Here is a 22,144-nt window from a genome sequence, read left to right on the forward strand (position 1 = left end):
CCGCCATGAACGCCTATCTCACGCTCTTGGATGTCGCCGGCTTCGTGGCCCTGTTGCTGTGGGGCGTGCACATGGTGCAGACCGGCATCCAGCGTGCCTTCGGTCCGCGCCTGCGCACCGTGCTGGGCGTGGCGCTGGGCAACCGCGTGTACGCCTTCTTCGCCGGCCTGGGCGTGACGGCCATCCTGCAAAGCAGCACGGCCACCGGCCTGATCGTGGCGGGCTTCGCCGCCAACGGCCTGGTGGGCCTGGTGCCCGCGCTGGCCGCCATGCTGGGCGCCAACGTCGGCACCACGCTCATCGTCCAGGTGCTGTCGTTCGACATCGCCCGCATCGCGCCCATCCTGGTGCTGGTCGGCGTGGTCATGTTCCGCCGCGGCAATGCCACGCACGTGCGCGATCTGGGGCGGGTCTTCATCGGCCTGGGCCTCCTGCTGCTATCCCTGCACCTGCTGCTCGCGCAACTCGAACCCTACCGCGACCTGCCTGCCTTGCGTTCGGCGCTGGAGGCGCTGTCCGGCCAGCCCGGACTGGCGATCCTGCTGGCCGCGGTACTGGCCTGGGCCGCGCACTCCAGCGTGGCGATCATCGTCCTGGTCATGTCGTTCTCCGCCCAGGGGCTGCTGCCCGTCAGCGTCGCCTTCGCGCTGGTCCTGGGCGCGAACCTGGGGACGGCGATCAACCCGCTGCTGGAAGGCTCCGCCAAGGACGACCCCCAGGCCCGCCGGCTGCCCGTTGGCAACCTGCTCAACCGCGTGGTGGGCGTCCTGATCGGACTGGCCTTGCTGCACCACATCCATCCCTGGATGACCCAGTTGGCGGGAGACAACGCCCGCGCAGTGGCCAACTTCCACACGGCCTTCAACCTGGTGCTGGCGGTGCTCTTCCTGCCGCTGCTGACCCCCTACGCCGCGCTGCTGCGCCGCTGGCTGCCGGCCAACCCCGCCGCCGATCCGGGACAGCCCCTGTACCTGGACAGCGCCGCGCGCGACCTGCCCGTGGTCGCGCTCGGCAACGCGGCGCGCGAATCGCTGCGCATGGCGGACACCCTGCAAGCCATGCTGCATCACTCGCGCCAGGCGCTCGCCAGCGGCGACCGCAAGCGCATCGCCGAGGCACGCCGCCTGGACGACGTGCTCGATCGCCTGAACGGTGCGATCAAGACCTACGTCGCAGGCCTGGACGCCGACGAACTGACCCAGGAGGACAGGCGCCGTTCCAGCGAGATCCTGACCTTCATCACCAACCTGGAACACGCCGGCGACGTCGTCGACAAGAACCTGCTGAACGACATCAGCAAGCTGACCAAGCGTGGTCTCGCCTTCTCGCCCGAAGGGCGGCGCGAACTCGATGACATGCATGGCCGGCTGGAGGCCAACCTGCGCCTAGCCGCCTCGCTGTTCGTGACGGCCGATGCGCGCGCGGCACGGCTGCTCGCGGCCGAAAAGGAAACCTTCCGGACCATGGAGGGCCAGGCCACGCAAACCCATTTCGAACGCCTGCGCAGCGGCCGGATCGACACGACGGAAACCAGCGCCCTGCACCTGGACGTACTGCGCGATCTGCGCCGCATCAACAGCCACCTGGTGGCCTCGGCCGCCTATGCTTCGCCGGGCGTGCTCGACGCCCCCGCTTCCGATCCGGCCTTAGGCGGCGCCCCGGAAGCCGCGGGCACGCGGGAATAAGGACTCAGGGCGCAGACGGCGGCGGCGCGGCGCCGGGGTCGGCCGCGGTGACCGCCGGGGCGGCCTGCCGGGCGGCCAGCCCATGGGCATGGCGGTGAAACACGGAGTTGACGGCAAAGATCGCCAGCACCCCCGCGACGATCAGCACGAACTGCGGCAGGCTCTCGCGCACCGTGGTGCGGCGCTGCATCTGCGGCATCAGGTCCGCCACCGCGATGTAGATGAAGCTGCTGGCCGCCAGGGTCAACACATAAGGCACCCATTGCCGGGAACCGGCCAGCAGGTAGTAGCCCACCAGGCCGCCGACGATGGCCATCATGCTCGACAGCACGTTGAACAACAGCGCCTTCCTGCGGGTGAAGCCGGCGTTGACCAACACGATGAAATCGCCCAGCTCCTGAGGAATCTCGTGCGCGGCGATGGTCAGCGTGGTCAGCAGCCCCAGCATGGGATCGGCCAGGAAGGCAGCGGCGATGACGATGCCGTCGCAGAAATTGTGCAACCCGTCCCCCACCAGCACGGCCATCCCGCCCCGCCCCGCCTCGTGGGCATCATGGCCGGGCGGATGCCCGTGCCCGTCGTGCTCGTGGTGGTGGTTGTGGCGCAGGACCGCCAGCTTCTCCAGCATGAAGAACCCCAGCAGGCCCGCCAGCAACAGCGCGAACAGCACACGCGTGTCGGCCTCGGAGTCGAACGCCTCGGGCAACGTGTGAAGCAGCGCCACCGACAGCATCACGCCGACCGAAAAGCTGATCATCTGGTGAAGGAAGCGGGCGAAATACCGGAAGGCCAGCCAGCCGGCGACGGCCACCGACAGGACTCCGCTCGCCAGCGTGGCGAGCAGGATGTAGGGTAAGGTCACGGGATGCTCGTGAAACTCAGTTGCAGAAACAGAAGTATACGTAACTTCCGTGGTTTTTTACGAATCGAGGTCGCCGGCCAGCAAGCGTGCCGTGCGGAACAGGCGTTCGCGCTTGAGGATGGCGGCCGATGATTCGTCGCGCCCCAGGACCCGGGCATAGTCCGGCAGACGCCGTAGCGCGGCCAGGAGGCCTGGCCGGTCCGCGTCGGCCCACGCCGCCAGCTGCCGGTCCGGATCCCTGACGGACACGTCCAGGCGGCGCAGCTCCGAGCGGTTGAAGTCCTTCAGATTCCAGGTCAGCACACATACCTCCGGACGCACGGCCGATGCGTTCCGGGCACGGCTGGCCAGCCCCGCGGCGACCACGTGGCGGTCCTTGGGATCGCTATAGTGCAGGCCGACCTCGTAGGCCGAGACATCGCCGGCATTCGCCTCGGGAAAGCGAAGGCCCATGGCCGCCCATTCCTCGTCCAGCACCTCCGGCGCGACCTCCCAGATACGGGCCGCGTTCCGTCGCCACTCAAGTCCGATACGCTCGCTCCAGACCGGCCGGAACCATCCGGACTGGGCAAGATCGAGGAACAGCGGCCGCAGGATGCTGGACATCAACACACAGGCGTCCAGGACCAGCCACAGCGGCGGATGGCCCGCCTGCGGCCGGGATGCCGGGGGTAGCGCGCTCACAGGTGCCGCGCGAACCAATCCCGGGCCAGCCGCCAGCCTTCCTTCGCATCGGCCTCGCGATAGCTCGGCCGATAGTCGGCGTGGAAGCCGTGAGGCGCATCGCGGAACAGCACGAAGCTCGAATCGCGGGCGGCCGGGCCGCCCTTGGCCAGGGCATCCTTCATGGCATTGATGGACGTCAGCGGAATGCCGCCATCCTGCCCGCCATAAAGACCGAGCACCGGGGCCTTCACCTGCGCGGCGACATCAACGGGATTGAGCGGCTGCAGGGCCGTGGGATTGCCGACCAGCTTCCCGTACCAGGCCACGCCAGCCTTCACCGCGGGGTTGTGGGCCGCGTACAGCCAGACGATGCGGCCCCCCCAGCAAAAGCCGGTGACCCCCAGCCGGGAGCGGCTGCCGCCGTTCGCGGCGGCCCAGCGCGCGGTGGCGTCGAGATCGGCCAGGACCTGGTCGTCGGGTACCTTGGCGACGACTTCCGCGGACAGCCGGGCGATCTCGGTGTACTTGGACGGATCACCCTGGCGCGCGTACAACTCTGGCGCGACCGCCAGATAGCCGGCCTTGGCCCAGCGGCGGCAGACGTCGCGGATGTATTCATGCACGCCGAAGATTTCCTGCACCACGAGCACCACCGGCGCATCCTTCCGGCCGGCCGGCACCGCCCGGTAGGCAGGAATCTCGCCGTCGCGCACGGGTATCCTGACCTCGCCCGCGACCAGGCCGGCCGTGTCGGTGCGGACCACCGTCTGGGCCATGACCGGCCCCGCGGCGAGCGTGAAGCCGCCGGCCAGCGTGGTGGTGAGGAAACCGCGCCGGTCCAGGCTCAGGGCCGGCAAGAGGCTGTCGAATTCGGTACCCGGGCTATCCATGGTGCGCTCCTTGGGGGCACGGAGGTTGCGGAAGAAAACCATTCAGCCCGGCGGAGGTTCGACCGTGTTGCAGCCTCGTTCCTTGGCGCGCGCCAGCGCCGCCTGTGCCCTGGCGAGCGTCGCCTCGAAATCCCCCTGCGCCGGGGCTACGCCGATAGACAAGGTGATCTGCGTGCCCAGGCTGCCCCGCAGCGCGAACTGGCGCCCGCCGACATTCGCGCGCAGGCGCTCGCACATGGCGAGCGTCTCGGACAGCGACGCCGGCACGAGCACGGCGAAGCGGTCGCCGGCCGCCCGCGCCAGCATGTCGAGCGAAGGCAGCAGATTCCTTGTCAGATCGGCCAACTGGCGCAGGATAGCATCGCCGGCAACACGGCCCAACGCCTGATTCAGGCGATCGAAACGGTCGACGTCGATCAGCGCCAGGCACAGGGGTTCGCCGTCGTGCGCGGCGCGCGCCAGCTCGGCGGGATAGGCCGTGGCCATCCACCGGCGGTTGTAGAGCCCCGTGACGGCATCGTGACTGGCCATGAAACCGATACCGGCGGTAGTCTCCCGCGGGTCGTGGCGCAGGTTGGCGGCCCTCAACCGGGCGGTCAGCATGTCCAGCGCGTTCAGTGCGATGCGCGGCACGGCTTCCATCACGGTACGCAGCCGCCTGGCCTCCAGCGCGACCAGCCGGGCGGGCCATTGCGCGGCCACGTAGACGGTCCCGCCCTCGGGCCCGACCAGCGCGTGCTCGCCCAGCCCGTCGCCGGGCACGAAACGCGCCACGCGCTTTTGCTGCTCGGCATCGAGGAAGGCTGCCAACTGGCCTTCGACCAGCACGTAGACGTGGTGATTGGGCTCGCCCGGCTGCAGCAGGATCGCGCCGTGCGCCAGGTGGGTGGCGAAGGCGAACCCCCGGACCAGGTCGCGTTGCCCGGCCGTGCAGCCGGCGAACAGGGGCGAGCGGGCCAGGGCATCCAGGTCCTCGGCGGTCAGGTCGCCTGGCGTGCCGTCCGGGGGGAGATGGGAGGGTAGATGGCCGGTCATGTCCCGTTTATCGGCATCGCGGCGGGCAAATTGAGTTCGCCCTACAGTTCGGCGGTCCGGCATCCGATAAACGGTGCATGAGTCCGCGAACCTTCCTCCCCCGCCCTTCCGCCATCCCGTCCGTCCGCCTCGCGCTGCGCGCAGGGGGCCGGCTGCTGGCCGCGTGCGTGCTGCTGGCGGCGGCCGGCTGCGACTACCTGGGGCTGCAGCCCATCTCGCAGATCGAAGCCAGGAAGGACTCCGAAGGGCGGGCCATAGGCAGCGCCTGCCGCCAGGCCGGCCGCGCGCTGGAAGACTGCTATACGTTCAATCCGCACATGTCCAAGGCCGCCATCTTCACCGGCTGGAAGGAAATGAACGACTACATGCTGCAGAACAGCCTGACGGAAGTCCGGCCCGAGGTCGCGCCCATGCTGCCCGCCGGCCGCGCCCGCGCCAACGGCACGTCCGCTGGCGCGCCATTGGCCAGCCCCTCCGGCAAGCCGCCGGCGCGCGCCACCGTTTACACTACCCCCTAGGCCGCCTCCGACGCGGACGCGCGCCTTCCGGGAAACGCCCCGTTTCCCGTCCTCAGGACACTTCATGTATCGCCGCTTGCCGCTCCTCGTCCTTGCGCTGGTCTCCCTGCTCGCCTGCACCAAGTCCCCTCCGGATCCCCCTCCTCCCGCCACGCCGGCGGCGGCCGACGGACCGCCCCGCTACGACGCGGAGCTGGTCTACGCCGACTTCACCGCCCGGGATCCACGCGCGCTCGAAAAGTACCGGAAAGCGCCCTTCATCGTCACGGGACGGCTGCAGAAGATCCATGCCCTGGACACCGGTGAACTGCGGCTCGATCTGAAAGCGGCGGATCCGGCGCATCCGGTCCGGGTCTGGCTCAAGTCCGACCCGGCCTGCGACGGCGCGCGCAGATGCCCGGAACAGGCGGCACTGGACACGCTGCCGCGCGGCTTCAAGGTCTACCTGGAATGCGGGCGCGCCATGCTGGAGGGGGACACCCCCACGGTGGCCGAGTGCGTGCTGACCGGAGCGCCAAGCCGCTCGAGCTGAAATGCCGGCCGGCGCAATATCGGCACCACGCACGGATCCACCCCGTGCGCGAAGGCCGGCCAGACGCACGGCCAATCGGCACGCATCGAGGCGCGGGCCGGACGGCCGCCGCCCGTACCCAGGCGGCCAGCCGGCATGCCTATGCGGCTAGTGCAGTCGCGCGACCTTGCGGGCGATGACCTCGGCGCACTCATCGCTGTCCGACGATTGGAATAATCGGTGGACGACGAGTTCCGCGCCTGGGTCGACCCCCAGGGCTTCGGCGGCGGCACGCCGCACATCGGGGCTGGGGTTACAGCAATAGACGCCGGCCTTCTCGGCCGCGGCCGCGGGTTCGGCGCCCAGGTTGGTCAGCCACTCGCGATCTTCGTTGAGCGCGCACCAACGCGGTTCGCCGGCCGGGTCAGTGGCCGCTACGACAAAACACACCAGCTTCTTACGATCAATCACCATTGTTGCCATGAATACGGCCCTCCAGCGTGCGCCCATCGTAGACCAACCGGGCCTTGATGTCAGCGCCACCATACTGGGATATCTACCTATCCCGAGGTTGGCGTAAACCCTTGTTGAAACACCCCGGACGGGGAACCGTTAACATGCCGGTTGGACTCGATCCGAGCCGTGCAAATTCCCCAGAACAAGCCGTTGAAGGAGCCAACGTGACCGACCCCGAATTCCTGAAGGGACAACTCACCGCCTTGCAGAACGTCGTGAGCATGCTGATTTCGGCCCACCCGAACGCAGAACAGCTGCGCCAGGTGATGCAGGCCATCGCGCAGCAGGTGGAACCCACCCTGAACGAGGCCCACCCCTCGTTCAAGAAAGGCTGGCAGAACGTCATCGCCACCCTGTGCCAGACCGAAGAAGCCGGGTCCGACACGACCGGGCAGCACTGAAGCCGACACCGCCGCGGGCGCGCGCCGGCACAGGCGCTGTCCGTCCGGCGGCATGCATGAATCTCCAGGACCGCGTGTAAATCCTGCCCGCGCCCTCCGGGCCCGGAATGGCCCCGGCCCGGCCGCGGGCACCCCGCCACAGCCCGACCGGGCTGGCACGGCGCTTGCGACCCGGCTGGCTCGTCAGCCGAACCATTCCTGATCTTGGAGGACCTCATGCCTATGCTTACGAGCCAGAAACGCCCCCGGGGCTTTGCCGCCATGGATCCACAGAAACAGCGCGCCATTTCCGCCGAGGGGGGCCGCGCCGCCCACCAGTCCGGCAACGCGCACGAGTTCGATTCCGCGGAAGCCCGGGCCGCGGGAGCCTTGAGCCACGCCCACCGGCGGCGCCGCGCGGCGTCGGCGCAGGTCCAGGCACAGGACATTTCCCACGAGGGACCGGTACGGGCGAGCCCCGGAAGCTCGTGATCCTTCGCCCCGGCCACGTGCGGCCGGGGCGCTTTGCCGGACACCGCCGGGCGAAACGGCTCGTCCCACGCACGCGCGCACGAACGAACCTCTTGATTTTGTCATGATGTTCGTCGGATACTGTACATACATACAGTAACGTGTGCCCACAACCATGTATACCGTCACGCTGCAAGACTACCCCCACCTGCCCGAGGAACTCCGGCTCCAGGCCGAACGCCGCTATGCGCGCACGCTCGAAAAAGCGCTGGGCGGCAGCGAAGGACTCGCCGCCGCCTATAAAGCCTGGAACTGGGCGGAAGAATCCCTGGACGAGATTTCGGACGAGGACAGATCCCTGGCGCTGCGCTGGCAGCGCGCCGCCACCAAGGCGGCCCAGGAAGGCTTCGCGGCGCTGGGCGAAACCGACTCGGCCTACTTCGAGGTCAGGCTGGAACGCTAGCAGCGGGATCGATTCGCGTAATCGCCAGAAATTCGCTAGAATAGCGGTCTCGCTTCACCAAGCCATTGGTGAAGCGAGGCGTTTCGAGTGGTGGCTGTAGCTCAGTTGGTAGAGTCCCGGATTGTGATTCCGGTTGTCGTGGGTTCGAGTCCCATCAGCCACCCCACCCCGCATCAGGCATGGCGCCGCCCAAGACGCCGCACCGATCCCCAGGCCAAGCCGGCTTCAGGGGATTTTTTATTGCCTGTCCGCATCGCTGGCGAACCACTAGCAAACGGCCAAAAACAAAACGCCCCTGCAGTGCAGGGGCGTTTTGCCAGGCGGGGACGAGGATCGGCTACAGGATGCGGATCTTGGACGCCTGCGGGCCCTTCGGACCCTGCACGGCCTCGAAGCTCACCTTCTGGTTTTCGTACAGCGTCTTGCGGCCGTCAGCCTGGATTTCCGAGAAGTGCGCGAACAAATCCTTCCCCCCATCATCCGGCATGATGAATCCGTACCCCTTGTCGTCGTTGAACCATTTAACGATGCCTGTGGCCATGATGCATTTCCTTCTTTGAATATGTGCGTACCGCGATAATCACTTAACCGGAATCAAGAACGGGACGTGCCCAAATGGAAAGCCGACTTGCCGACCCAACCGAGTAGAACCCTAGCCTGACACCTCGAAAATGACTATGCGGCGCATCGCCCTGCGAGTCAACTCGTTTTCGTTTCCTTCGGATACAACCATATTGCGGAGAACGGGCGTCTATATGAATTTTTCTTTACCCGTATATCCCCGGCATAAATGGCGGGATATGCCCCCCTTCGCGCCGGACTCCTAGAAATAGCGCGGCGCATCGGCAACAAAGTGGACAAACACAACCAATTTTGACAGGGTTAACGCGTAGAATTCATGAAATCAATCCCACAATCCTATCGTTTTCCCGCATAAGGAAAATACCTACGGGAAAAATGTCCCCATGCATTTGCGGCCGAGAAGAATTTACAAGCCCGCCATCCAATAATTACATGCACGGGCCTCTCCAATAATGCCGTCGAGATTCGATGGGCGCGGAACAGGAATTGCGGATAAATGAAAGCGGCGTGTCGCACTCATCGCCGGCGGGCTTTTCAGCCCTTACCCCGCATTCATAATCAAGGAGCAGGCTCATGAATCAACCGAAGCAACCTTCCTCCGGCCATCCCGCCCAGGCCGGCCAGCACCCCCAGAACCCGCAGCAGAGCCCGCAGCAAGCGGGCAATCAACCTGGACAGAAAGGAACGACCTCGCCGCGTCCCGACATGCAGCCAGGCCAGCGCGGACAAGGCCAGCAGCAGCAACAACAACAGCAACAACAGCAGCGGCCGCAGACCGGCGAGCAGCAGAAGCCCGGCCAGCAACAGAAGTCCGGCCAGTAGCCCGGGCAGACGTCCAGGCAACGCGTCCGGGCTGGCCAGGGCACCAGTCCTGGCCAGCCGTTTCAAGAGAAATGGGGCGTGACGCGTCCGGCCGGAGCGCTACTTTCCTTTGTCGAGCTTGTCGATGTAGCGCCGGGCGGCTTTCTCGGCATAGCGGTGGGCTTCGAACTCGGTGCCGAACACCTGATCCTCGCCCAGGTGCTGGTCCGAGGGAATGGGCCGGTACTGCGAGCCCGGATCCAGCGATACCGTGGCGGTTCCCTCGAACAGGGATGTCATGCCCCCCTTGGGATGGTTGACCGGACGGGCCACGGTGTGGATGTAATAACCCTTGTAATGCTCTCCTGCGCCTTCTGACATAGAAGTCTCCTGCAGACGATACGCCCATGAGGCAACGCCACGGTAGAGAAAGTTCAACCACCGGGCGGACCTAGCGTACCCGTCTCCATCCCGGATGGCTCTTGGGGCTATTACTCGCTGGTTCGAGGGTCGAAACGACAGGAAGAGAAAACGGGGGAGAGAAACAAGACGCGCCGCTGCAGACGACGGAAACGAAGGGCTGGCGCGGCGGACAGGAATCGAACCCGTAACCCCAGGCTTAGAAGGCCTGTGCTCTATCCAATTGAGCTACCGCCGCCCCGAAGCGCGGAAGTTTACCACCTTGCTGTCGGCCGCCCGTCCATTTGTTCCGGGCAAACACCTAGGCCCCCAAGAGAAGGATTTGCGACACAATGCACCAGGCGCATGCGGCATAGCCTGATACGGGAAACCATGAGTGACCTCATCCTCGAAACCCGGGACCTCGGCAAGGCCTTCAAGGGATTCGACGCAGTCAAGGATGTGAACCTGCGCGTCGCGCGCGGCAGCATCCATGCCCTCATCGGTCCCAACGGCGCCGGCAAGACCACCTGCTTCAACCTGCTCACGAAATTCCTGACGCCCACCTCCGGGCGTATTTTTTTCAACGGCACCGACATCACCGGCGAGGCACCGGCCCAGGTCGCCCGGCGCGGCATCATCCGGTCGTTCCAGATCTCCGCCATCTTCCCGCACCTGACCGCGCTGGAAAACGTCCGCATCGGGTTGCAGCGGCGCGAAGGCGGCACCTTCCGGTTCTGGCGCAGCGTCTCGCTGCTGGACCGCCTGAATCCGCGTGCCATGGAACTGCTGGACGAAGTGGGACTGGCCGAGTTCGCCGGCACGCCGGCCGTGGAACTGCCCTACGGACGCAAGCGCTCCCTGGAAATCGCCACGACCCTCGCCATGGAGCCGGAGCTGATGCTGCTGGACGAACCCACGCAAGGCATGGGCCACGAGGACGTGGACCGCGTCACGCAATTGATCAGGAAAGTCAGCGCCGGCCGGACCATCCTGATGGTGGAGCACAACATGAAGGTCGTGTCTTCCATCGCCAGCACCATCACGGTCCTTGCGCGCGGGATGGTACTGGCCGAAGGCCCCTACGAAGCCGTGTCGCGCAACCCGGAGGTGATGCAGGCCTACATGGGCACGGTGGAAGGCGAACTCCAGGGAGCCCATGCATGAGCCATGCTCCGGCCCTGGAAATCCGGAACCTGCATGCCTGGTACGGTGAATCGCATATCCTGCACGGCGTGGACCTGGACGTAGCACGCGGCGAGGTCGTCACGCTGCTGGGCCGCAACGGCGCGGGCCGCACGACCACGCTGCGCGCCATCCTGGGGCTGACCGGCGCGCGCCGGGGATCCGTGCGCATAGGCGGCGTGGAATCCATCTCCATGCCCACCCACCGCATCGCCCACCTGGGGGTGGGCTATTGCCCCGAGGAACGCGGCATCTTCGCCTCGTTGTCCTGCGAAGAAAACCTGATGCTGCCCCCGCCCCTGCGCGGCACCGGCGAGCGGGCCATGTCGGTCGAGGAAATCTACGAGATGTTCCCCAACCTGCGCGAGCGCCGGCATTCCCCCGGCACCCGGCTGTCCGGTGGCGAGCAGCAAATGCTGGCGGTGGCGCGGATACTGCGCACGGGCGCCGACCTCCTGCTGCTGGACGAGATCTCCGAGGGGCTGGCGCCGGTCATCGTACAGGCCCTCGCGCGCATGATCCTCGCCCTGAAAGCCCGGAACTACACCATCGTCATGGTGGAACAGAACTTCCGCTTCGCCGCGCCGCTGGCCGACCGCTTCTATGTGATGGAGCACGGCCGCGTGATCGAAGCCTTCGCATCGTCGGATCTGGCCGCCAAGCAGGACACCCTGCACGAGCTGCTTGGCGTATGAGGAGTACCTCTTAGGAGACGCGCATGAAGAAGCAAGCCCTAGTAGCGGCCATCGCGGCCGGCCTGGTCCTGGGATCCACCGCGCCGACGCTGGCGCAGGCGCCGAAGATTTCCGGCGATGTCATCAAGATAGGCTTCATCACAGACGGATCGAGCGTCTATGCCGACATCGACGGCCCGGCGGGGGCCGAGGCCATACGCATGGCCGTTGCCGACGCCGGCGGCCAGATCAACGGCAAGAAGATCGAGGTCCTGTACGCCGACCACCAGAACAAACCCGACATCGCGTCGGCCCGCGCCCGCGAATGGATAGACCAGCAGGGACTGGATCTCCTGATAGGCGGCACCAACTCCTCCACCGCGCTGGCGATGGCCACGGTGGCCACCGAAAAAAAGATTCCCTACATCGTCATCGGCGCGGGCTCGTCGCGCCTGACCAACGAAGACTGCTCGCCCTACATCGTCCACTACGCCTATGACACCGTCGCGCTGGCGCGGGGCACCGGGTCGGCCGTGGTGGCCCAGGGCGGCAAGAGCTGGTTCTTCCTGACCGCCGACTACGCCTTCGGCCACTCGCTGGAAGCCGACACCAGCGCGGTCGTCAAGGCGGCCGGCGGCACGGTGGTGGGGTCGATCCGCCACCCCCTCGCGGCCTCGGATTTCTCGTCCTTCATGCTGCAGGCCCAGGCCTCCAAGGCGCAGATCCTGGGCATGGCGAACGCCGGCGGCGACTTCATCAACGCCACCAAGGCAGCGGCGGAGTTCGGCGTCACCAAGACCATGAAGATCGCCGGCCTGCTGGTATTCATCAACGACATCCACACGCTGGGGCTGAACGCCACGCAAGGACTCTACCTGACCGACGGCTGGTACTGGGACCAGAGCAACGAGTCGCGCGCCTGGGCCGCCAAGTTCGAACAGAAGCTCAAGCGCAAGCCCTCGTCGCTGCAGGCGGCCGACTACTCGGCGGCTTCCTTCTACCTGAAGGCGGTCAAGACCACGGGCACGGACGACCCCGACACCATCATGAAATGGTTCAAGTCGAACAAGATCAACGACATGTTCGCCCGTGACGGCTACGTGCGCGCGGACGGACGCATGATCTACGACATGTACCTGTTCCAGGTGAAGACGCCCAAGGAATCCAAGGGCCCCTGGGACTACTACAAGGTGGCCCAGAAACTGCCCGGCGACAAGGTCTACACCACTCCCGCCGAATCCAAGTGCCCGTTGCTGAAGAAGTCATGACGATCTTTGGCGTCCCGCTGCAGGCGATGCTCGGGCAGTTGCTGCTCGGGCTCGTCAACGGTTCCTTCTACGCGGTGCTGTCGCTCGGGCTGGCCATCATCTTCGGCCTGCTCAACGTCATCAACTTCGCGCACGGGGCCTTGTACATGGTCGGCGCCTTCCTGGCCTGGCTGGGCTTGCAGTACCTGGGGCTGGGCTATTGGTGGATGCTGGTGCTGGCGCCGCTGGCGGTCGCGGTGCTGGGCATCGTGATCGAACGCACGATGCTGCGCTGGCTGTACAAGCTCGACCACGTCTACGGCCTGCTGCTGACCTTCGGCCTGACACTGCTGATAGAGGGGCTGTTCCGCAGCTTCTATGGGGTCTCCGGGCAGTCCTATCCCGTGCCCGACCTGCTGCAGGGCGCCACCGACCTGGGCTTCATGGTCCTGCCCAACTACCGGGCCTGGGTCGTGGCGGCGTCGCTGGCGGTATGCCTGGCCACCTGGTACGTGATCGAGCGCACGCGCCTGGGCGCCTACCTGCGCGCCGGCACCGAGAACCCGCGCCTGGTGGAAGCATTCGGCGTCAACGTGCCGCTCATGGTGACGCTGACCTACGCTTTCGGCGTCGCGCTGGCCGCCTTCGCCGGCGTGCTGGCCGCGCCCGTGCAGCAGGTGTCGCCGCTGATGGGTTCGAACCTGATCATCGTCGTCTTCGCGGTGGTGGTCATCGGCGGCATGGGGTCCATCATGGGCTCTATCCTGACCGGGCTGGGCCTGGGCGTGATCGAGGGCTTCACCAAGGTGTTCTATCCCGAGGCGTCGAACACCGTCGTCTTCGTGCTGATGGCCCTCGTGCTGCTCGCGCGGCCCGCTGGCCTGTTTGGAAAAGCCACATGAACCGACATCTCGCCGGCTGCCTGGCGCTCGCGCTGGGACTGGGCGTGCTGCCCTACCTCGGCGTCTATCCCATCTTCGCGATGAAGCTGATGTGCTATGCCCTCTTCGCCTGCGCATTCAACCTGCTGCTGGGCTACACCGGACTGCTGTCGTTCGGGCACGCCGCCTTCCTGGGCAGCGCGGCGTATGCCACCGGCTACGCGCTCAAGACCTGGGGACTGCCCACCGAACTGGGCATCCTGTTCGGCGTGGCGGTCGCCGCCGCGATCGGACTGGTCATGGGCGGGCTCGCCATCCGGCGCAGCGGCATCTATTTCGCGATGATCACGCTGGCCATCGCGCAGATGCTCTATTTCTTCTACCTTCAGGCCCCCTTCACCGGCGGCGAGGACGGACTGCAGGCCATCCCGCGCGGCACGCTGCTGGGCCACATCGACCTGGGCAACGACATGGCGCTGTACTACGTCGTGCTGGCGATCTTCCTGTTCGGCGTCCTCCTGATCTACCGCACGGTGCAATCGCCCTTCGGCCAGGTCCTGAAAGCCATACGCGATAACGAGGCACGCGCCACCTCGCTGGGCTACGACGTCAACCGCTACAAGCTGCTGGCCTTCGTGCTGTCCGCCGCGCTGACCGGACTGGCGGGCGCGACGAAATCGGTGGTGTTCATCTCGGCCACGCTCAGCGACGTGGTCTGGCAAATGTCCGGCCTCGTCATCCTCATGACGCTGGTGGGCGGCATGGGCACCCTGACCGGCCCCATGGTGGGCGCGCTCATCATCGTCCTGGTCGAAAACAAGATAGGCGAATGGGGCACCGCGCTGGCGGACACGACCGGCATCGGCTGGTTCGGCAACCTGGGGGATGCCGTCACCATCGTGACCGGCCTGATCTTCGTCGTCTGCGTGCTGGCTTTCCGGCGCGGCATCGTGGGCGAGCTGGCGGCGTGGCTGGACCGGCGCCGCCATCGCGCCTAGCGGACCGCCCCGGCGGGCTGGCGGCCCGCGCCCCGATCATCGACAATCGAGGGATCCGGGCGTTCCCGCGCCCCGCCAGGAGCAACCATGTGGCAAGCATCGCAGCGCTATCCCGACCCCGCCGTCCGCGCGTTCGACGCCCGGTTCGAACAATACCGGCTGCCCTCGGCCGCGGTCGAGCGCCTGGCCACCGGCTGCCGCTGGAACGAAGGCCCGGTCTGGTTCGGCGACGGCCGCTACCTGCTCTGGAGCGACATCCCCAATGACCGGGTCATGCGCTGGGACGAGATCACCGGCGCGGTCAGCGTCTTCCGCTCGCCGTCCGGCCATGCCAACGGCATGACCCGCGACCGGCAGGGCCGCCTCGTCACCTGCGAGCACAGCGGCCGCCGGGTGATCCGCACCGGGCACGACGGCGCCGTCACCGTGCTGATGGACCGCCACGACGGCAAACCGCTCAACTCCCCCAACGACGTCGTCGTCAGATCCGACGGCACGGTCTGGTTCTCGGATCCGCCTTTTGGCATCGCAGGCTACTACCAGGGCCTCCCGGCCGAGCAGGAATTGCCGGCCAACCTCTATCGGCTCGACCCGGACACCGGCCGGGCCGAGGTGATGGCCGACGACATCGCCAGCCCCAACGGCCTCGCCTTCTCGCCCGACGAGTCCGTGCTGTACGTGGTGGAGTCGCGCGCCAAGCCGCGCCGCATCCTGGCATTCGATGTCGCGGCGGACGGGAAGCTGTCGAACCGGCGCGTCGCCATCGATGCCGGCCCCGGCACCCCCGACGGCCTGCGCGTGGACGTGGACGGCAACCTGTGGTGCGGCTGGGGCATGGGCAGCGAGGAACTGGACGGCGTGCGCGTATTCGCGCCGGACGGCGAGGCGATCGGCCACATCGCGCTGCCGGAACGCTGCGCCAACCTGTGCTTCGGCGGACGGCACCGCAACCGCCTGTTCATGGCCGCCAGCACATCCATCTACGCGCTGTACGTCAATACGCAGGGCGTGGCTGGCGGCTAGCCTGCGGCGGCCACGCCCTAGTCGAGCTGCAGGTTCAACTGCCGCAGGACTTTTTCCCACTTGACCGACTCGGCCTTCGTAAAAGCGCCGAACTCGGCCACCGACATCGGATTGGGCTCGGCCCCCAGCGTGACCAGGCGATCCCGCACCGCGGGCGAGGACACGATCTTGTTGATGGCCTGGTTCAGCTTCAGGACGATTCCGGGGGACGTGTGCGCCGGCGCGAAGACGCCGTACCAGGCGCTGGCCGCATAGCCCGGTACCCCGGCCTCGGCGATGGTCGGCACGTCGGGCAGCGAGACCGAGCGCTTGGCGTTGGCCACCGCGATCGGCCGCAGCTTGCCCTGCTGGACATAGGGCAGCACCGTCGCCATGTCGAAGGTCATGTCCACCCGCCCGCTGAACAGGTCGGGCATGGCGGGCGCGATGCCCTTGTAGGGCACGTGCTGGAGGCGGATGCCGGCCATGGCCTGCAGCAACTCCCCGGCCAGGTGCTGCGACGCGCCCTGCCCGCCGGTCGCGTAGGACAGCTTGCCGGGATTGGCCTTGGCATAGGCGATCAGCTCCTTCATGTCATGTACCGGCAGTTGCGGATTGACCACCAGCAGCAGCGTCCCGGCGCCGGCCATCGCGACCGGGGCGAAATCCTTCTGCGGGTCGTAGCGGGTGCTCTTGTAGACGAAGGGATTGGTGGCATTGGTCCCGATCGATCCCATCAGCAGGGTCTGCCCGTCGGGCGCGCTGCGCGCCACCGCCTCGGCGCCGATGTTGCCACCCGCGCCCGGCCGGTTCTCCACGACCACCGTCCAGCCCTGCTGTTCTCCGAGCTTCTCGGCGATCAGGCGCGCCAGGATGTCCGTCAACCCTCCCGCCCCGAAAGGAACGATCATGCGTATCGGGCCGGACGGATAATCGGCGCTCCACGCCGCCTGCGCGGCCAGGCCCGCGGCCAGGGCCAGCAGGCCCCGGCGCCACCGGAATGCGATTGTCTGCTTCATGCGGAACTCCTCCCTCGCGCCGGCATGTCCGCCGGTCTGTTCGTGCGTCGATCAATGCGTGCCATCGAGAATGGCGCCGTTTTCCTTCAGCCTGGCGCGCAGGCGCGATACCGGCAAGGACCGGAACGCGCGCGCCTCCTGCGCCAGGACCAGCGCCGCGGCCGTACCCGCCGCTTCGCCCATGGCCATGCAGGGCCCCATGACACGCACCGAGCCGTGCGCGGCGCGATCCGCCGAGACGCAGCGGCCGGCCAGCGCCACGTTGCGCAGGCCGACAGGCAACAGGCAGCCCCACGGGATGTCGTACGATCCGCCGCCGTCCACCGGAATCCGGATCTGGCCGGTGCCGTCCTGGTGGATATCGACATGATGGCTGCCCTTGCCTATGCCGTCCTCGCGCTTGCGGGCCCGCAGCACGTCCTCCCGCGACAGGGTGGCTTCGCCGTGCAGGCGGCGGGTCTCGCGAATGCCGATGCGCGGCGCCATGCCTGAAAAAACCGCATCGCCGAAACCCGGCACGCTGTCACGCATGAAACGCACGCATGTTTCGATCTGCCCGGTCAGCGTATCCAGGGCCCGCCCCAATTCACGGGTGTGCAAGGCATTGACGTTGGCGATGCGCGTGGTGTTCAGGCAGACTTCGCGCCGCGCGGCCGAGGTCGGCTGGATCATGATCAGCGCGGTCGGATACATGCGCTGTTGGTCGATGGCCTGCGCCAGCAGCGGACCATCGCCCTTGATGAACACGGTGGGCTGCGCCTGCTCGATCAACGCCCGGGCAATCTCGTCGTCGCTTCTCCCGCCGCGTATCGCCTCGCTCTCCCCCAGGGCGAAATGCCGCGGCGCCTCCCGCACGAAGCGCAGCAGCGCCGGCGTGTCGACGCCGCTCATGCGGAACATCAGCGACAGCGGCTGGAACTCCCCGCCCTCCCCGCCAATGTCGAACGTCCCGCCCGCCTGCGCGACGAGGTCGCCGTCGCCCGATGCGTCGATGAACACGGGAGCCGCCAGCCGGACGGTGCCGTGCTTGTTCTGGACACGCACCGCCCGCACCTCGCCCGCCTCCTGTTCGACGCCGGTCATGAAGCTCTGCAGCCACAGTTCGACGCCGCTCCGGGCCAGCAGCCGCGCCACCGCGAGCTTCATCACCTCGGGATCGAAGCACACGTAGTGGATCAGGCGCCAGTCGTTCAGCGGACCGATGTAGCCGCCCAGGCGCGCGCACTCGTCGAACAGCGCGCGCCCGACGCCGCCGAGTATCCACTCGCCCCGCGCGTTCAACGCGCCATCGACCGCCATGCCGGTCAGCAATTCGCCGCCCGGCATCGGCCCGGCGTCGACCAGGACGGTGCGCGCGCCCCCCCGGGCGGCGGCCAACGCGGCGCATACGCCCGCCGCCCCGGCCCCCAGCACCACCACGTCGGCCCGCTCGTCCTGCATGCCGGTATCGCGGGACACCGGCCCGCTCTGCGACAATGTGTTCATGATTCGAAAAAATCCTCGTGACAGGTTCAATACGATGATGAGGATTATGGGTTTCCAGCGGTCTTTCATGAACATTCGCAGAGGCTGGATGTTTACATCATGAACAAACGATGGCTACCGCCTGCCACCGGCGGGCACGGCCCGGGCGACGTTCCCGTTCCCGGCACCCAGTTGCTCGAACGTGCATTCCGCATCCTGCGGGCACTCTCTAGCCGCCGCTCCGGCTGGAGGCTGTCCGAACTGGCCGACTATTGCGAACTGCACCATGCCACCGTCCACCGTATCCTGGCCGCGCTCATGCGCGAAGAAATGGCGGCCCGCCTGCCCCACACCCAGCACTACACGCTGGGCAGGCTGGCGTTCGAGTTCGGCGTCGCCGCCGCTCCCCGCCACGACTGGCGGGCCGTGGGCGGGCCTTCGCTCGACCGGCTGGCCGCCGACACCGGCGACACGGCCTTTCTCAACATCCGCAGCGGACACGAATCGGTATGCGTGGATCGCCGCGAGGGCGGCTATCCGCTCAAGGCCTTGACCGTGGAAGTGGGCGCGCGCCGTCCCTTGTGCGTCTCGGCCGGCGGCGCCGCCATCCTCGCCCGCCTGCCCGCCGACGAAGCGGCGGCGGCATCGGCGGCCAGCACCTCCTACCTGGCCCGCTTCTCGGCCGAGCGCGCGGCGGCCATGCGGCGCATGGTCGACACCTCGCGCAGGCTGGGATACGGCTATAACGGCGACATGATCATCCCCGGGGTCAGCGCGGTGGGCGTGGCGGTCGTCGATGCCGCCGGACGCCCCGTGGCCGCGCTCAGCGTCGCCGCCGTCACCGAACGCCTCTCGGGCAGGCGCCAGCGCGAAGTGGTGGCCCTGCTGCGCGCCGAGGCGGCGCATACCGCCGCCCGGCTGCCTACGCTATAGGCGGTCCCGGACACGGCGGGAGCTAGCGGTGCTGCTCCTGCGCGGTCGTGGCCACCAGCCGCACGGCGGCCAGATCGGCGCCCGTCAGGACGCCCCCGCGGCCCAGCAGGCGGCCGTGCTCCCAGTTCGACAGCCCCAGTTCCGGCTTGCCCAGCGCATACTGGCCATCCACCCACCGCGTGAAGCCATCGCCCACGAACGGCGCATCGATGCGCAGCCGGAAACGCTGGTGCGCCTGCGGCTCGCTGGCGATCAGGCTGGCCACGAAGCGCGGGCTGTAGCGGTTGAACAGGGCGACCGCCTCGTCCACCGACTCCACCACCACCAGCGACAGCTCCGGCGTTTCTTCCCACTCCCACTCCTGCCCCAGCCGCGCTTCGGGCAACGGGCTGGCATAGGGCTCGTCCAGGTCGCCTTCCGCGCGCCGGACCAGCGTGCGGCGCTGGAACAGCTCCGCCGGCACGAAGGACTCGGCCGAAGGCGCGACATGCAGGCGCGGCGTCCCGCTCAAGGCCGCCCCCGCCTCGTCGATGGCGCGCAGGAAACGGGGCATCAGGTCCGCCACACGCTCCCGCACGATGCAACATACATTCAGCGTATTGCAGACCTTGCGGTCCAGCGAATGGCGCACCGCGCGCTCGAAACGCTCGCCGTCCGCGCTGGTATCCGCCACCAGCCAGGCGCCGCCCGTACCGTGCGCGCTGACCGGCACGCCGGCCTGGCGCGCCACGCTGCTCAACTGCATCACCGCCGTGCCCGAGCCGCGCGCCACCGCCAGCGCCAACCGGTTGTCGCTGAACATCGCCCAGCCCGCGGCGCGGTCCTCGACCTCCACCAGGCTGACCGCGCCCTGCGGCAGCCCCGCCGCCTCCAGCGACGGCCGCAACGCGCAACGCAACAGCGCGCTGGCCGTACCCAGCGCATCGCTGCCTATCCGCAGCACCGCCGTATTGCCGCTGGCCAGCACACCGCAGGCGTCCACCAGCACGTTCGGCCGGCCCTCGAACACGAAAGCCACCACGCCCAGCGGCACCCGCAGCACATCGACCTGCCAGTCGCCATGGTCCACCCTGCCCAGCACCCGGTCGTCCTGCGCCGCCAGACCGGGCCAGACACGCAGCCCCTCGACCATCGCGGCGCGCATCTTGTCCGACACCCTCAGCCGCGTCGTCGAACGGCCGCGCTGCTGCGCGCGCCGCACGTCCTCCTCGTTGGCCGCCACCACCTGCTGCCAGACCTCGTCGCGCTCCAGCGCGTCGGCAAACGTCTCGTAAAACCGGTCCACCGCCCCCGGCCGCGCCTGCGCCAGCGCATCGAAAGCCGCGCGCGCTTCGCCCACCCGGGCACGGACGACCTCGTCCACCTGCCCGGGAATCCGCAGCAGCGCCCCGCTTTCCTGCGCCACCAACAGGCGGTCGCCCGCCTCGAAAACGCGCGCCAGTTCCGCGTCCACCCGCGTATACCGATTGCCGCCGTAAGGAATCACCATCCCCGGTTCCAGGCGATCCAGGGTCCCTTGTTCGTTCATGAAGCTCTCCTTGGCCGATCTGCCGCCGCGCCCATCTGACGGATGGACGCGGCCCGGCCCGCATGGAAAGATATTACCCTGGCGCGCCGGCCATTCCGGCCCGGCAGGCCGGCACCCACGGGGGAGATGCATGGACATCATCTGGAAAGTGGTCGTGGCCCTGCTTTACGCGGTCATCGTTTGCGTACCGGCGGGCAAGGTCCTGAAACGCACCGGCCATTCGGGCTGGTGGGCCTTGCTGCTGCTGGTCCCGGTGGCGAACCTCGTGGCTTATTGGGTGTTCGCGTTCAAGAAATGGCCGGCGGAGCCGTGAAGGGGTTGAGCATCAGGTACAATGCGGGTCCGTCGGGGCGTAGCGCAGCCTGGTAGCGCATCTGCTTTGGGAGCAGAGGGTCGCGAGTTCGAATCCCGCCGCCCCGACCAATGAAATCAAGGCCTTAGACGCTTCAACCCGTCTAAGGCCTTTGTCTTTTCCGCTCCATGGGTACACCGCGTCGCGGCTGTCAGCGGACATCTACGGATTCTTGCCGGTTCGGTACTCGGTGATCGCACCGGCAATCCAGGCATCAACCTCGGACTCAACCCAGAGGGAGCGCTTCCCCCGCTTGACCGGCCTGGGGAAGGTTCCCGCCTTCACTTCGTCATAGATGGAAGTGCGCCCCAGGCCTACACGGTCCATGACTCGTTCGAGCCTCAAGAGCGATTCGGTGTGCTGGCTGGTGTTGCTCATTTCCCTTCCTCGGTTTATAGGACGGCGCGGATGCCGTCGGCCACCAGGTCCTGGATGGCGGCCAGATATTGCGTATGCCCCCCGCGCATCGCGATCGGGTCCAGCTTCTTGATTTCGCGGGCCACGTCGAGCGCGATGGCGTCGATGTCGATTGTCTGTGGACCGACGAACGCCACCAGGTGTCGCGCACACCCGCGGATCGTGAACGCCCAGGGCGCGATGTCGGCAACGCCAGCCAGGTGCTCAGACGAGATGGTTAGGATGTCGGCGCCCTCGGCCCGTACTGTTACGGCCCAGTTCCGGGTCATTTCGCAGCCTGCGGGGATATCTGGAGCAAGGGCCATCATCACCTTCCCCTTCGCGCGAACTTGCACCGGCAGCCGGCGCAGATGTCGGTGGGGTGGCATTCGGGCGACGGATCGCCCGTTGGCGCGCTGCACGTCACGCCCACGCCGGTCATGTCCAGCATGCCGTCGTCGCCGATGGCGTGCTCGTAGCCGGCGGCCCGCAGCTTGTCTGCGATCTCGCAGTAGGCACCGGCCGACAGTTCGAGCTGGGCCAGGGTGTAGGTCATCGTGCTCCCTCCATGGATCTCCGTTGCGCCGCGCAGTCGCGGTCGTATCCGTTCAAACATGCCTTGCACCAGCTCTTGAACCCATCGCGGTTGTCGCTGGTGCGGCTAAAAAATTCATCATCGGCGGGCC

The 22,144-nt window shown here is 67.3% G+C and carries 28 protein-coding genes and 3 tRNA genes; 17 read left to right on the top strand and 14 right to left on the bottom strand.

All coding sequences use genetic code 11. The features are described 5' to 3' along the window. The first annotated feature begins 5 nt into the window (after positions 1-5). Positions 6-1,685 (top strand): Na/Pi cotransporter family protein, encoded by a 1,680-nt coding sequence (locus tag AC1Q6E_RS15160; RefSeq protein ID WP_152793375.1) that lies wholly within the window; start codon positions 6-8, stop codon positions 1,683-1,685. Positions 1,686-1,689: 4 nt separating this feature from the next. On the opposite strand, the gene AC1Q6E_RS15165 is transcribed toward AC1Q6E_RS15160, so the two are convergent. The 4 genes from AC1Q6E_RS15165 to AC1Q6E_RS15180 form a co-directional block, all read right to left on the bottom strand. Continuing rightward, complete coding sequence (locus tag AC1Q6E_RS15165; RefSeq protein WP_492573035.1) at positions 1,690-2,547, bottom strand: ZIP family metal transporter; 858 nt, start codon at positions 2,545-2,547, stop codon at positions 1,690-1,692. 57 nt (positions 2,548-2,604) lie between these two features. After that, positions 2,605-3,153, bottom strand: coding sequence for a PIN domain-containing protein (locus tag AC1Q6E_RS15170; RefSeq protein ID WP_152794650.1), 549 nt, complete (start codon positions 3,151-3,153; stop codon positions 2,605-2,607). Positions 3,154-3,227: 74 nt separating this feature from the next. Then, positions 3,228-4,103, bottom strand: a complete 876-nt coding sequence (locus tag AC1Q6E_RS15175) for a dienelactone hydrolase family protein (RefSeq protein ID WP_152793376.1) — start codon at positions 4,101-4,103, stop codon at positions 3,228-3,230. A 42-nt stretch (positions 4,104-4,145) separates the two neighbouring features. Further along, complete coding sequence (locus AC1Q6E_RS15180; protein ID WP_492573036.1) at positions 4,146-5,138, bottom strand: GGDEF domain-containing protein; 993 nt, start codon at positions 5,136-5,138, stop codon at positions 4,146-4,148. Between the two features lie 77 nt (positions 5,139-5,215). Here AC1Q6E_RS15180 and AC1Q6E_RS15185 point away from each other — a divergent pair, with 77 nt between their 5' ends. Together AC1Q6E_RS15185 and AC1Q6E_RS15190 are read left to right on the top strand one after the other, a co-directional pair. Continuing rightward, a complete protein-coding gene (locus AC1Q6E_RS15185) occupies positions 5,216-5,656 on the top strand; it encodes a hypothetical protein (protein ID WP_152793378.1) in 441 nt (146 codons plus the stop codon). 64 nt (positions 5,657-5,720) lie between these two features. Further along, a complete protein-coding gene (locus AC1Q6E_RS15190; protein WP_492573037.1) occupies positions 5,721-6,188 on the top strand; it encodes a hypothetical protein in 468 nt (155 codons plus the stop codon). Positions 6,189-6,335: 147 nt separating this feature from the next. Here AC1Q6E_RS15190 and AC1Q6E_RS15195 read toward each other — a convergent pair whose 3' ends face one another. Beyond that, positions 6,336-6,650 carry a hypothetical protein gene (locus AC1Q6E_RS15195; RefSeq protein WP_152793380.1) on the bottom strand — a complete coding sequence of 105 codons (315 nt, stop codon included), beginning with the start codon at positions 6,648-6,650 and terminating at the stop codon, positions 6,336-6,338. A 197-nt stretch (positions 6,651-6,847) separates the two neighbouring features. Here AC1Q6E_RS15195 and AC1Q6E_RS15200 point away from each other — a divergent pair, with 197 nt between their 5' ends. The 4 genes from AC1Q6E_RS15200 to AC1Q6E_RS15215 all read left to right on the top strand — a co-directional run bounded on the left by AC1Q6E_RS15200 (position 6,848) and on the right by AC1Q6E_RS15215 (position 8,163). Next, on the top strand, positions 6,848-7,084 hold the full coding sequence (locus AC1Q6E_RS15200; protein WP_152793381.1) for a hypothetical protein: 237 nt from the start codon (positions 6,848-6,850) through the stop codon (positions 7,082-7,084). Between the two features lie 216 nt (positions 7,085-7,300). Then, complete coding sequence (locus AC1Q6E_RS15205) at positions 7,301-7,555, top strand: KGG domain-containing protein (RefSeq protein ID WP_492573038.1); 255 nt, start codon at positions 7,301-7,303, stop codon at positions 7,553-7,555. Positions 7,556-7,709: 154 nt separating this feature from the next. Then, entirely contained in the window at positions 7,710-7,997 is a 288-nt protein-coding gene (locus AC1Q6E_RS15210; protein WP_152793383.1) for a hypothetical protein, read from the top strand. 90 nt (positions 7,998-8,087) lie between these two features. Then, positions 8,088-8,163 (top strand) — tRNA-His (locus tag AC1Q6E_RS15215). Between the two features lie 171 nt (positions 8,164-8,334). Here the strand turns inward: AC1Q6E_RS15215 and AC1Q6E_RS15220 are convergent. After that, positions 8,335-8,538, bottom strand: coding sequence for a cold-shock protein (locus tag AC1Q6E_RS15220; RefSeq protein ID WP_152793433.1), 204 nt, complete (start codon positions 8,536-8,538; stop codon positions 8,335-8,337). Positions 8,539-9,152: 614 nt separating this feature from the next. On the opposite strand from AC1Q6E_RS15220, the gene AC1Q6E_RS15225 reads away from it, so the two are divergent. Further along, positions 9,153-9,401: a hypothetical protein gene (locus AC1Q6E_RS15225; protein WP_492573039.1), complete on the top strand. Its 249-nt coding sequence runs from the start codon at positions 9,153-9,155 to the stop codon at positions 9,399-9,401. A gap of 99 nt (positions 9,402-9,500) precedes the next feature. On the opposite strand, the gene AC1Q6E_RS15230 is transcribed toward AC1Q6E_RS15225, so the two are convergent. Both AC1Q6E_RS15230 and AC1Q6E_RS15235 read right to left on the bottom strand, forming a co-directional pair. Continuing rightward, positions 9,501-9,761: a hypothetical protein gene (locus AC1Q6E_RS15230; RefSeq protein ID WP_152793435.1), complete on the bottom strand. Its 261-nt coding sequence runs from the start codon at positions 9,759-9,761 to the stop codon at positions 9,501-9,503. A 200-nt stretch (positions 9,762-9,961) separates the two neighbouring features. After that, positions 9,962-10,038, bottom strand: a tRNA-Arg gene (locus tag AC1Q6E_RS15235). Between the two features lie 134 nt (positions 10,039-10,172). Between AC1Q6E_RS15235 and AC1Q6E_RS15240 the strand changes: the two genes are divergently transcribed. The 6 genes from AC1Q6E_RS15240 to AC1Q6E_RS15265 all read left to right on the top strand — a co-directional run bounded on the left by AC1Q6E_RS15240 (position 10,173) and on the right by AC1Q6E_RS15265 (position 15,787). After that, a complete protein-coding gene (locus AC1Q6E_RS15240; protein WP_492573040.1) occupies positions 10,173-10,946 on the top strand; it encodes an ABC transporter ATP-binding protein in 774 nt (257 codons plus the stop codon). Next, complete coding sequence (locus tag AC1Q6E_RS15245) at positions 10,943-11,659, top strand: ABC transporter ATP-binding protein (protein ID WP_152793437.1); 717 nt, start codon at positions 10,943-10,945, stop codon at positions 11,657-11,659. The genes AC1Q6E_RS15240 and AC1Q6E_RS15245 overlap by 4 nt, the downstream gene beginning before the upstream one ends. A 23-nt stretch (positions 11,660-11,682) precedes the next feature. Beyond that, the gene (locus AC1Q6E_RS15250; protein ID WP_152793438.1) at positions 11,683-12,906 is read left to right on the top strand and encodes an ABC transporter substrate-binding protein; all 1,224 of its coding nucleotides are present in this window, start codon (positions 11,683-11,685) and stop codon (positions 12,904-12,906) included. Next, on the top strand, positions 12,903-13,787 hold the full coding sequence (locus AC1Q6E_RS15255) for a branched-chain amino acid ABC transporter permease (protein ID WP_152793439.1): 885 nt from the start codon (positions 12,903-12,905) through the stop codon (positions 13,785-13,787). Before AC1Q6E_RS15250 ends, AC1Q6E_RS15255 begins: the two co-directional genes overlap by 4 nt. Continuing rightward, positions 13,784-14,764 (top strand): branched-chain amino acid ABC transporter permease, encoded by a 981-nt coding sequence (locus AC1Q6E_RS15260; RefSeq protein ID WP_152793440.1) that lies wholly within the window; start codon positions 13,784-13,786, stop codon positions 14,762-14,764. The genes AC1Q6E_RS15255 and AC1Q6E_RS15260 overlap by 4 nt, the downstream gene beginning before the upstream one ends. A gap of 87 nt (positions 14,765-14,851) precedes the next feature. Beyond that, complete coding sequence (locus AC1Q6E_RS15265) at positions 14,852-15,787, top strand: SMP-30/gluconolactonase/LRE family protein (RefSeq protein ID WP_492573041.1); 936 nt, start codon at positions 14,852-14,854, stop codon at positions 15,785-15,787. 17 nt (positions 15,788-15,804) lie between these two features. Here the strand turns inward: AC1Q6E_RS15265 and AC1Q6E_RS15270 are convergent, their stop codons facing one another. Beyond that, the gene (locus AC1Q6E_RS15270; protein WP_492573042.1) at positions 15,805-16,785 is read right to left on the bottom strand and encodes a Bug family tripartite tricarboxylate transporter substrate binding protein; all 981 of its coding nucleotides are present in this window, start codon (positions 16,783-16,785) and stop codon (positions 15,805-15,807) included. Positions 16,786-16,836: 51 nt separating this feature from the next. Then, the gene (locus AC1Q6E_RS15275) at positions 16,837-18,270 is read right to left on the bottom strand and encodes an FAD-dependent oxidoreductase (RefSeq protein ID WP_492573043.1); all 1,434 of its coding nucleotides are present in this window, start codon (positions 18,268-18,270) and stop codon (positions 16,837-16,839) included. Between the two features lie 99 nt (positions 18,271-18,369). Here AC1Q6E_RS15275 and AC1Q6E_RS15280 point away from each other — a divergent pair, with 99 nt between their 5' ends. Continuing rightward, positions 18,370-19,182: an IclR family transcriptional regulator gene (locus tag AC1Q6E_RS15280; protein WP_152800114.1), complete on the top strand. Its 813-nt coding sequence runs from the start codon at positions 18,370-18,372 to the stop codon at positions 19,180-19,182. 22 nt (positions 19,183-19,204) lie between these two features. On the opposite strand, the gene AC1Q6E_RS15285 is transcribed toward AC1Q6E_RS15280, so the two are convergent. Continuing rightward, the gene (locus AC1Q6E_RS15285; protein WP_492573044.1) at positions 19,205-20,710 is read right to left on the bottom strand and encodes an aldehyde dehydrogenase family protein; all 1,506 of its coding nucleotides are present in this window, start codon (positions 20,708-20,710) and stop codon (positions 19,205-19,207) included. Positions 20,711-20,840: 130 nt separating this feature from the next. On the opposite strand from AC1Q6E_RS15285, the gene AC1Q6E_RS15290 reads away from it, so the two are divergent. Next, positions 20,841-21,023, top strand: a complete 183-nt coding sequence (locus tag AC1Q6E_RS15290) for a DUF805 domain-containing protein (RefSeq protein WP_152800119.1) — start codon at positions 20,841-20,843, stop codon at positions 21,021-21,023. Between the two features lie 33 nt (positions 21,024-21,056). Beyond that, positions 21,057-21,133: transfer RNA gene (locus AC1Q6E_RS15295), tRNA-Pro, on the top strand. A gap of 91 nt (positions 21,134-21,224) precedes the next feature. Here AC1Q6E_RS15295 and AC1Q6E_RS15300 read toward each other — a convergent pair. From AC1Q6E_RS15300 to AC1Q6E_RS15310, 3 genes are read right to left on the bottom strand one after another with little or no spacing between them, the layout of a single operon-like run. Beyond that, a complete protein-coding gene (locus AC1Q6E_RS15300) occupies positions 21,225-21,440 on the bottom strand; it encodes a helix-turn-helix transcriptional regulator (protein ID WP_279820871.1) in 216 nt (71 codons plus the stop codon). A gap of 14 nt (positions 21,441-21,454) precedes the next feature. Then, a complete protein-coding gene (locus tag AC1Q6E_RS15305; protein ID WP_492573045.1) occupies positions 21,455-21,787 on the bottom strand; it encodes a hypothetical protein in 333 nt (110 codons plus the stop codon). Next, complete coding sequence (locus tag AC1Q6E_RS15310) at positions 21,787-22,014, bottom strand: hypothetical protein (protein WP_492573046.1); 228 nt, start codon at positions 22,012-22,014, stop codon at positions 21,787-21,789. The genes AC1Q6E_RS15305 and AC1Q6E_RS15310 overlap by 1 nt, the downstream gene beginning before the upstream one ends. Positions 22,015-22,144 lie beyond the last annotated feature (130 nt).

Source organism: Pigmentiphaga sp. MLSB6-MA01 (assembly GCF_058793475.1).

What these genes read in the sequence shown, in the direction of transcription:
- AC1Q6E_RS15260 (WP_152793440.1), top strand. Translation starts at nt 13,784, where the DNA reads ATGAACCGACATCTCGCCGGCTGCCTGGCGCTCGCGCTGGGACTGGGC.
- AC1Q6E_RS15280 (WP_152800114.1), top strand. Translation starts at nt 18,370, where the DNA reads ATGAACAAACGATGGCTACCGCCTGCCACCGGCGGGCACGGCCCGGGC.
- AC1Q6E_RS15240 (WP_492573040.1), top strand. Translation starts at nt 10,173, where the DNA reads ATGAGTGACCTCATCCTCGAAACCCGGGACCTCGGCAAGGCCTTCAAG.
- AC1Q6E_RS15190 (WP_492573037.1), top strand. Translation starts at nt 5,721, where the DNA reads ATGTATCGCCGCTTGCCGCTCCTCGTCCTTGCGCTGGTCTCCCTGCTC.
- AC1Q6E_RS15255 (WP_152793439.1), top strand. Translation starts at nt 12,903, where the DNA reads ATGACGATCTTTGGCGTCCCGCTGCAGGCGATGCTCGGGCAGTTGCTG.
- AC1Q6E_RS15175 (WP_152793376.1), bottom strand. Translation starts at nt 4,103, where the DNA reads ATGGATAGCCCGGGTACCGAATTCGACAGCCTCTTGCCGGCCCTGAGC.
- AC1Q6E_RS15195 (WP_152793380.1), bottom strand. Translation starts at nt 6,650, where the DNA reads ATGGCAACAATGGTGATTGATCGTAAGAAGCTGGTGTGTTTTGTCGTA.
- AC1Q6E_RS15310 (WP_492573046.1), bottom strand. Translation starts at nt 22,014, where the DNA reads ATGACCTACACCCTGGCCCAGCTCGAACTGTCGGCCGGTGCCTACTGC.
- AC1Q6E_RS15185 (WP_152793378.1), top strand. Translation starts at nt 5,216, where the DNA reads ATGAGTCCGCGAACCTTCCTCCCCCGCCCTTCCGCCATCCCGTCCGTC.
- AC1Q6E_RS15220 (WP_152793433.1), bottom strand. Translation starts at nt 8,538, where the DNA reads ATGGCCACAGGCATCGTTAAATGGTTCAACGACGACAAGGGGTACGGA.
- AC1Q6E_RS15230 (WP_152793435.1), bottom strand. Translation starts at nt 9,761, where the DNA reads ATGTCAGAAGGCGCAGGAGAGCATTACAAGGGTTATTACATCCACACC.
- AC1Q6E_RS15205 (WP_492573038.1), top strand. Translation starts at nt 7,301, where the DNA reads ATGCCTATGCTTACGAGCCAGAAACGCCCCCGGGGCTTTGCCGCCATG.
- AC1Q6E_RS15225 (WP_492573039.1), top strand. Translation starts at nt 9,153, where the DNA reads ATGAATCAACCGAAGCAACCTTCCTCCGGCCATCCCGCCCAGGCCGGC.
- AC1Q6E_RS15275 (WP_492573043.1), bottom strand. Translation starts at nt 18,270, where the DNA reads ATGAACACATTGTCGCAGAGCGGGCCGGTGTCCCGCGATACCGGCATG.
- AC1Q6E_RS15210 (WP_152793383.1), top strand. Translation starts at nt 7,710, where the DNA reads ATGTATACCGTCACGCTGCAAGACTACCCCCACCTGCCCGAGGAACTC.
- AC1Q6E_RS15250 (WP_152793438.1), top strand. Translation starts at nt 11,683, where the DNA reads ATGAAGAAGCAAGCCCTAGTAGCGGCCATCGCGGCCGGCCTGGTCCTG.
- AC1Q6E_RS15305 (WP_492573045.1), bottom strand. Translation starts at nt 21,787, where the DNA reads ATGATGGCCCTTGCTCCAGATATCCCCGCAGGCTGCGAAATGACCCGG.
- AC1Q6E_RS15285 (WP_492573044.1), bottom strand. Translation starts at nt 20,710, where the DNA reads ATGAACGAACAAGGGACCCTGGATCGCCTGGAACCGGGGATGGTGATT.
- AC1Q6E_RS15270 (WP_492573042.1), bottom strand. Translation starts at nt 16,785, where the DNA reads ATGAAGCAGACAATCGCATTCCGGTGGCGCCGGGGCCTGCTGGCCCTG.
- AC1Q6E_RS15170 (WP_152794650.1), bottom strand. Translation starts at nt 3,153, where the DNA reads ATGTCCAGCATCCTGCGGCCGCTGTTCCTCGATCTTGCCCAGTCCGGA.
- AC1Q6E_RS15290 (WP_152800119.1), top strand. Translation starts at nt 20,841, where the DNA reads ATGGACATCATCTGGAAAGTGGTCGTGGCCCTGCTTTACGCGGTCATC.
- AC1Q6E_RS15245 (WP_152793437.1), top strand. Translation starts at nt 10,943, where the DNA reads ATGAGCCATGCTCCGGCCCTGGAAATCCGGAACCTGCATGCCTGGTAC.
- AC1Q6E_RS15300 (WP_279820871.1), bottom strand. Translation starts at nt 21,440, where the DNA reads ATGAGCAACACCAGCCAGCACACCGAATCGCTCTTGAGGCTCGAACGA.
- AC1Q6E_RS15180 (WP_492573036.1), bottom strand. Translation starts at nt 5,138, where the DNA reads ATGACCGGCCATCTACCCTCCCATCTCCCCCCGGACGGCACGCCAGGC.
- AC1Q6E_RS15160 (WP_152793375.1), top strand. Translation starts at nt 6, where the DNA reads ATGAACGCCTATCTCACGCTCTTGGATGTCGCCGGCTTCGTGGCCCTG.
- AC1Q6E_RS15265 (WP_492573041.1), top strand. Translation starts at nt 14,852, where the DNA reads ATGTGGCAAGCATCGCAGCGCTATCCCGACCCCGCCGTCCGCGCGTTC.